This is a genomic window from Streptomyces sp. NPDC057854 (assembly GCF_042797055.1).
In the GTDB taxonomy this organism is placed as follows: domain Bacteria; phylum Actinomycetota; class Actinomycetes; order Streptomycetales; family Streptomycetaceae; genus Streptomyces.
Genome location: NZ_JBHVMF010000007.1, coordinates 285,757 through 292,578 on the forward strand (window position 1 = coordinate 285,757; position 6,822 = coordinate 292,578).

Annotated in this window: 5 protein-coding genes and 1 pseudogene; 3 read left to right on the forward strand and 3 right to left on the reverse strand. The window is 70.6% G+C overall.

Annotated features, from left to right (window positions below):
- The first annotated feature begins 27 nt into the window (after nt 1-27).
- Entirely contained in the window at nt 28-1,245 is a 1,218-nt protein-coding gene (locus ACFVQZ_RS13500; RefSeq protein WP_383621759.1) for an MFS transporter, read from the forward strand.
- Nucleotides 1,246-1,342: 97 nt separating this feature from the next.
- Here ACFVQZ_RS13500 and ACFVQZ_RS13505 read toward each other — a convergent pair whose 3' ends face one another.
- Nucleotides 1,343-2,371, reverse strand: a complete 1,029-nt coding sequence (locus ACFVQZ_RS13505; protein WP_383621762.1) for a hypothetical protein — start codon at nt 2,369-2,371, stop codon at nt 1,343-1,345.
- Between the two features lie 134 nt (nt 2,372-2,505).
- Nucleotides 2,506-3,690: an alpha/beta hydrolase family protein gene (locus ACFVQZ_RS13510; protein WP_383621765.1), complete on the reverse strand. Its 1,185-nt coding sequence runs from the start codon at nt 3,688-3,690 to the stop codon at nt 2,506-2,508.
- A 792-nt stretch (nt 3,691-4,482) separates the two neighbouring features.
- Here ACFVQZ_RS13510 and ACFVQZ_RS13515 point away from each other — a divergent pair.
- Complete coding sequence (locus tag ACFVQZ_RS13515) at nt 4,483-5,058, forward strand: DUF4240 domain-containing protein (RefSeq protein ID WP_383621768.1); 576 nt, start codon at nt 4,483-4,485, stop codon at nt 5,056-5,058.
- Between the two features lie 140 nt (nt 5,059-5,198).
- Nucleotides 5,199-5,719: pseudogene (locus ACFVQZ_RS13520) on the forward strand (transposase).
- Here the strand turns inward: ACFVQZ_RS13520 and ACFVQZ_RS13525 are convergent.
- Entirely contained in the window at nt 5,709-5,939 is a 231-nt protein-coding gene (locus ACFVQZ_RS13525; protein WP_383621771.1) for a hypothetical protein, read from the reverse strand. The pseudogene ACFVQZ_RS13520 and the gene ACFVQZ_RS13525 sit on opposite strands and share 11 nt — an antisense overlap.
- Between the last annotated feature and the right edge of the window lie 883 nt (nt 5,940-6,822).

The window sequence follows — 6,822 nt, forward strand, 5'->3', positions numbered from 1 at the left end:
AGCGCGACACCGCCCGTCTCTCCCAGCATGGGACGGGTGCGAACGAACGTGCAACCGAACCCCTCGATCCCCCTGCTGGCCGTGGGCCACGCCTGCGTCGACGTCTACCAGGGCGCCGTCGCGGCGCTGATCCCGTACTTCGTGGCCGAACGCCACTACACCTACGCGGTCGCCTCCGGTCTCGTCCTGGCCGCGTCCCTCCTCTCCTCGGTGGCCCAGCCGCTCTTCGGCGCGCTCACCGACCGGTGGCCGCTGCCGTGGCTGCTGCCCGTGAGCACGCTGCTCAGCGGTGCCGGCATCGCGCTGAGCGGCCTGGCCGACTCGTACGGATGGACGCTGTTCTTCATGGCGGTCTCCGGCGTCGGCGTGGCCGCCTACCACCCGGAATCCGCCCGCGTGGCCCGCCTGGCCGCAGGAGCAGGAGGCAGCCACCGCGCGATGGCCGGCTTCTCCCTCGGCGGCACCCTCGGCTTCGCGCTCGCCCCGCTCCTCGTGTCCGCCGTCATCGGCCAGGGCTCCCTCCGCTGGACCCCGGTCCTGGCCCTGCCCGCCCTCGCGGGCGCCGCCCTGACCGTCCCCGTACTCCAGCTGTACACCCGCCCCCGAAGCCGTACCGCCCACACACCCCAAGCCAGCGGCACCGACGACGTGGCGTCGTTCGTCCGCCTGTCCCTGGCGGTCGTCTGCCGCTCCGTCGTCTTCACCGGCCTGAGCACCTTCCTCGCCCTCCACGCCCGAGAGCGCACCGGCGGCAGCGCCACCGCCGGAACCGTCGCCCTGTTCCTGCTCTTCCTGGGCGGCGCGATCGGCTCCGTGCTCGGCGGCGCCCTGGCCGACCGCTACGACCGGGTCCGGGTCTGCCGCTGGTCGTACCTCCTCACCATCGTCGCCGTCGCGGGCGTCATCCACGCACCCGCCCCCGCCCTCTACCTCTGCGCGGCGCTCACCTCCGTCGGCCTGTATGTCCCCTTCTCCCTCCAGGTCACCCTCGGCCAGGACTACCTGCCCTCCCGCACCGGCACCGCCGCCGGCGTCACCCTCGGCCTCACCGTCAGCATCGGCGGCCTCATCAGCCCCGTCCTGGGCCGCCTGGCCGACGCGACCACCCTCCGCACCGCCCTCACCCCCCTCATCGCCATGCCCGCCCTGAGCTGGCTCCTCTTCCGCACTCTCCCGGAACCGCCCGCACCAGCACCCTCACCCGACCACACGCGGAAGGGCCCCCTACGAGCCGGAGATCCCTGACGCGGCGAACACCGCCACAACGACCACGAACCGACGCCCGCACACACGCTCCCAGGCACCCCCCCGGGCACACGCGCCCACCCACCGCCCAGCGCGGCTACCCGGCGGACGCGCCAGGAGCGCGCCCGTCCTGCGCCTCCTGCGCACGGGCCGCCACCAACCGCAGGAACTTCTCCAGCAACTCCACCTTGAAGTCGCTCCCGCCGTTGCCCTCCTCCTCCGCCCACACCACGGTGGTGCCCACCCGGGCGAGGGCCTGACCCATACGGCGGGAGACCTCGAAGGCGGCGGACTCCTGACCGAGCGCCGGTACGGCCAGCGGCTTGGCCTCCGTGTTCCCCTGAGGCTCCGAGATGAGCTCCGCATAGACGCGCCCGGCGTCGTCGGCGGAGGCGCAGGCGACGACACCGAAGTTCACGGACTGGCTGGACGGCCCGTCGAACGACGACCGAGCCACATGCAGAATCCCGTCGCAAGACGTCGCCAGGAACTCGCACGCCCCGCTCCCCGAGGTGAGCGACGGCTCGGAAGCGAGCGCCCAACCGGCCGGCATGCTGTGCAGGTCGGGGGCGGCCGCCTTCACCACCTCAGGATCCGAGAGAACGGCGACCCGCCCCTCGGAGCCCGATCCCGACCACCCGCCCTCGCCCTCGTCGCCACCGGTGAGCCCGGCGAGCCCGTAGATCGCCAGCGCCAGCACGACGACCACCGCGACGAGGGCGAGGAGCGCCGCCGGATCCCCCTTCCGGATCCTGGTGACCGCCTGGTCGCCGAGAACGAAGGTCCCGCGCGCCCGGGCACTCCGGTCGATGTGGATGCTGCCGATGTTCGTCGGCGGATGCGCGGGTTTGGGCGGCGCCAGCAGGCTCGCCAGGTACGCCGCGAACGCCGGGTCCTCCGCCAGCACCCCCGCCAGCTTCTCCCGCAGCCGGTCCCGTGCGTCGGCGTCGTCGGGCGCCTGCTCGACGGCCTCCAGCGCCTCCGGCCCCTGATCGACACCGCGCAGCCGCCCGCGTACCAACTCCACCGCCATGCCGCCGACCGCGCCACCGGCCCCGGCCACCGCGGCACTCCCGGCCTGAGCGACCAGCCCCACCACGGCACCCGCCAGATCCACCCCGCTCACCGCCCGCCCCCACCTCTCCGAGAAGCCCAACACCCCTTATCGGTAAGGTGGTTGATCCCCTGAGCGCCGCGAAGGAAACCCAGGGGACCACAGCGGACCGTCAGGCGCCCCCGTCAAGGGCCATGGCCCTGACCTCAGGGCCGGTGGAACCGAACCTCCGGATGCGCCGGATCCGGCCCGTCGAGCAGCGGCTGCTCCCTGTCCCGCAGATGCTCGTCGAAGAACGCGCCGACATACGCGCGCGTGACGGCCACGGCACGGTCCGCGGCGAGGTCGCCGTAAGGGAGACCGAGGTGGCGCAGCAGCACGGGCGCGTCGGAGAAGCCCAGGTGATCGGCCCCGTCGACGGTCAGCCAGTACGAGTCCTCCCCGCCCACCCCCTTCCAGGTGGCGTCCCAGGACGTGTCCTCGCCACCCGGCCGGTGGAACTCACCGGTCCCCAGCATCAGGAACGGACGCCCGCCGAGACCACCGGCCGGCAGCGAGTCCCAGAAGGTGCCGTCCATGTTCACCCCGGCGTCGATCCGCCGGTCGGCGGCCATGACGGGAACTGCGCTCGCGCCGCCGATCGAATGCCCGGCCATCCCGATCCGCCGCGCGTCGATGGACGACGCGTACTTCCAGGCGGGCCGGGGACCGGTCAGCCGGTCCAGCACGAACCGGGTGTCGTCGGCCCGGGTCCCGGTCACCAGCGAACCCTTGGACCAGCCGTTCTCCTCCATCACCGTGCACGCCACGCAGGTCAGGGCGCGCCCGTCGGGGACCGACGTACCGGCCGACTCGTAGGCGTGGTCGATCGAGGCGACGACGTACCCGCGGGAGGCGAGGTCCTCGGCGAGGCTGGTCAGCGTGTACCGCCCCATGCCGAACCCGGGCGAGAGCACCACCAGCGGATGCCGCCCCGGCGCGGGACGGGCGTCCACGGCACTGTACGTACGGATCCGGGCCACGTCCCGCTTCAGCGCGGGATCGTCGACCGGCACGTCATCGAGCAGCAGCCGCACCTCGTCCCGGGTGGCGTACGGCACCGGCCGCCCCGCCGCACGCGCGGCGGGGTAGTGCATCGTGACCATGAGCTCGCGCCCGCCGGCCGTGGGCACCCAGGGATCGGTCCGCGACCGGTCCACGAGGTACAGGACCGAACTCCCCACCCCGTACGCCCCGGTGGGCGCCGGCATCCGCAGCCGCTCCCCCTCCTGACCACGCACGGCCCCGGAGGCCCCCGAGGAAACGTCAGCGGCGGTGGCGGTCGCGGCGGCAGGTAACGCGACGGCGCAAGCGAGAAGGGCGGCGGCGGCCGCCCGCATCATCTTCTTCATGCCCCAGACGCTACGACCCCCACCCACCCCCCGACGTCCCCCCAAGGTCGCAACCCACCCCACCCCTCGTACAACCCCGGTCGGACAACAACCCCGCCAGCTCACGCCGCAACGAGATCGCCCGAACGACCAACCGGTTCAAGAACTCCCTGGCCCTCGTGACCCGCTACCGACAAAGGGCCAACATCCTCCACGGCATTGTCACCACTGCAGCGATCCCGCTAAGGCCTCAGTGCTGACTGGCGCCCCGGGAAGAGTCGCCAGGGGATGCGAAGCCGGCGGCAGGAACGCTTCATGACGGATCCCGCGCCAAAGTCCGCTGACGAGCACGCTGATCATTGACCGCGAGGAGGGCCGAGGCGATCAACGGGGTGCTGGGGCGGCCGTGGACCGGGGCTCCGCGGCGTGATCTGCCCGAGCAGCGGTACGCACTTTCGCAGACCGCCTAGGAGGGGTTCGCCGGCCGGGAAGCGGAGGGGACCCGGGCGAAGCTGCTCGAACACGTCCAGTTCCGCGACGACGGGGTGGGCCGGTCGGAGTGGAACGTCGCCGCCGACACCAAGGTCCACCGTCCCCATCAACACGCCGTCGGCAGCCAGGTACGAACTCAAAGGTCCGGGCCTCAACCAGCTGCGCCCGGACCCGGCCGCTCCGAGGCGGGCTGACGTCATTCCCGAGCGGGAACGCCACCACGCCTTCGAACCCCTCGCCGCATCCTCGTTCGAGGACTTCTCGCCGCCGAGGTACGTCGGCGTTGGCCGCTGTGTCAGCGGTGCTTGCCACCCTGGGCCCATGGATAAGAAGACGTTCTGGGCGTTGATGGATCAGCTCAGCTGCCGCGCGGGTGACCGGCCCGAACGACTGGAGTGGCTGCGCGGAGAGCTTCGCCACCAGCCAGCCGCCGCAGCCGTGACGTTTCAGGCGTACGTGGAGGCTGCGTGCGCTGACGTCACCATGGCGGCGCTGGAGCGAGCGGTGAGGCAGATCGAGGGCGGCTTGTGCTCGGACGACGGTTTCGACTACTTCGCGCTCTGGCTGGTAGCCCAGGGACAAAGGACATACGAGGCAGTGCTCGCCGACCCGGACCGCCTCGCTGATGTCGCGGAGGTGCAGGCTCTGGCGGGACGGCCCCCACAGCAGTGGCGTGACGACGAATGGCCTGAATGGGAAGAGCTCGACTACGTAGCCCAAGAGGTGTACGCCGAACTGACGGGCCAAGCAGACGACTGCACCGAAGCGTTCTACGAGGCCTTGGACGCCGTCCAGGAGACAGGGATGCGACTGAGAACCGGGATCGTCACCAAGGCCGGGCAGCGCACCGAAACGCCCCGACTCGACGCCCTCTTCCCTGTAGGCACCAGTACCTGACTGTCACGCGTCCTGATGTCGCTGGCTTGGGTCCTGCCCATCACAGCTTCGGCCGCCGAGGGTCGTCGACCGCCGACCTGGGCAGTGCGACAGGGGGCCTAGACGTCGCTCTCAGAGCCTGACCGTCCGTTCAGCCGCGCATGACCGATCTCGTTGCGCGACTGGCGCCGCCGGCAGCGATCACGCGTCCGCAGGGTGGTGGACGACGGCGGGCAGGGGACCGTGACGCTCTGGCGGTGATCATCTTCGTGGCGACCTCAGGCTGCACGTGGCTGCAGCTGCCCTCAGCGTTCGATCCCACCCGACCCGCGTTCCGCCGCCGGTTTGCCCCAGTGGCGTCGGCACCGGGCCTGGGCCAGGCTCCACTGGACGCGCGGCATCCTGCGCATCCGGTCCCGCCGCGGCCCTCAGCGCCGGAGGCTGGCGCCACTGCACGCGCACAAGGGATACGACGACAACCGCGCCGATGGCTGCGCCGGCTGCGCATCCGCCACCGGGTCGGCAGGCATCGCTGCCTGGTCGTAAGCACCGTGTCCTGACAAGCGGGCTGCCGACGCCTCCACCATCGGTACGAGCGCAAGGTGGAGGACGTCCCGTCTTTGCCGGCATAGACGCGCCCCTGATCGGCTACCGCCGCCCGGCGGCCCTGCTCACGGCCTGAGCGGGTCCTGCCGCACGTCGAAACAGACCAGCCCCATGGACTCCGCCACGGCCGCTGCGTAGGCCGACGCCTCCTCGGCCATGCTCCACCGCATGGCGAAGTAGATCAGCGGACCGGTCGACCAAGGCGAGGCGTCCTCTTCGTCCTCGGTGACATCGCACCACCGCTCGAGCAACGCGGCCACGTACCCCGCGATGCGTTCGGACGGAGGCTCCTCCACCTAGCCGTCGATGTACCGGTCGAACAGGCTGCTGAAGACCCGACCGGCAGCCTTGTCATCCGCCGGCCTTTCGCCTTCCCAAACAGCCAGGTCGTAGCTCATGCCCCGCAGACTCCCACTCCGCCCCCAGCCAGAGGGAACGACGTCAATACGCGTCGTGGCACTCCTGGCTGTCCGGTGAGAGAACGAGATGAGGACGCCCGTGATGTCGGCGCCGGCACCAACGGCCGGCGGTGCCCGCCTTCGACCTGGAGGCCGCCGTCGTGCTGCCCCAGGCCATGAAGGCTTCACGAGGAGGCCGCGAGCATGATCGGCTGAGCGGCCTGGAGCGATGGAGGGGGCTCAGCTCCCTGAGTTGACAGAGGTGTACCCCATGCGTAGTCTCCTCCGAGTTGTCCAGCGTGAGCACCGACCCCGGTCGGCCCCGGACAGCCATTCCGCAAGAACCTCCGAGCCTGACGGCCGCGATTCGTCGTGCCGTTCTGCTTTCCGTGCGTTTTTGCGAAATGAGGAATCCGCGTTCGAAGCATCGGACGCAGGCCCCGATTCGCATCGGAGCCCGGGAATCCGCTAAAGTCTCACTCGTCGGAACGGCCCAACAGCCGGGAAGACAAACCCCGCTGACTGGGAATCAGACACCGAAAGGATCTGATAGAGTCGGAAACGCCGGAAGGGCCCGGAGCGAAAGCGAAAGGGACCGGAAAGCGCCGAGGAAATCGGATCGGAAAGATCTGATAGAGTCGGAAACGAAGGAAGCGCCCGGAGGGCCTGGAAACAGGAACGAAGGCAGCGTCCGCACCTTGAGAACTCAACAGCGTGCCAAAAATCAACGCCAGATTAGTTGATACCCCGTCCAGCCGGATACCGGTTGGTCGAGGTTCCT

What these genes read in the sequence shown, in the direction of transcription:
- ACFVQZ_RS13500 (WP_383621759.1), top strand. Translation starts at nt 28, where the DNA reads ATGGGACGGGTGCGAACGAACGTGCAACCGAACCCCTCGATCCCCCTG.
- ACFVQZ_RS13510 (WP_383621765.1), bottom strand. Translation starts at nt 3,690, where the DNA reads ATGAAGAAGATGATGCGGGCGGCCGCCGCCGCCCTTCTCGCTTGCGCC.
- ACFVQZ_RS13515 (WP_383621768.1), top strand. Translation starts at nt 4,483, where the DNA reads ATGGATAAGAAGACGTTCTGGGCGTTGATGGATCAGCTCAGCTGCCGC.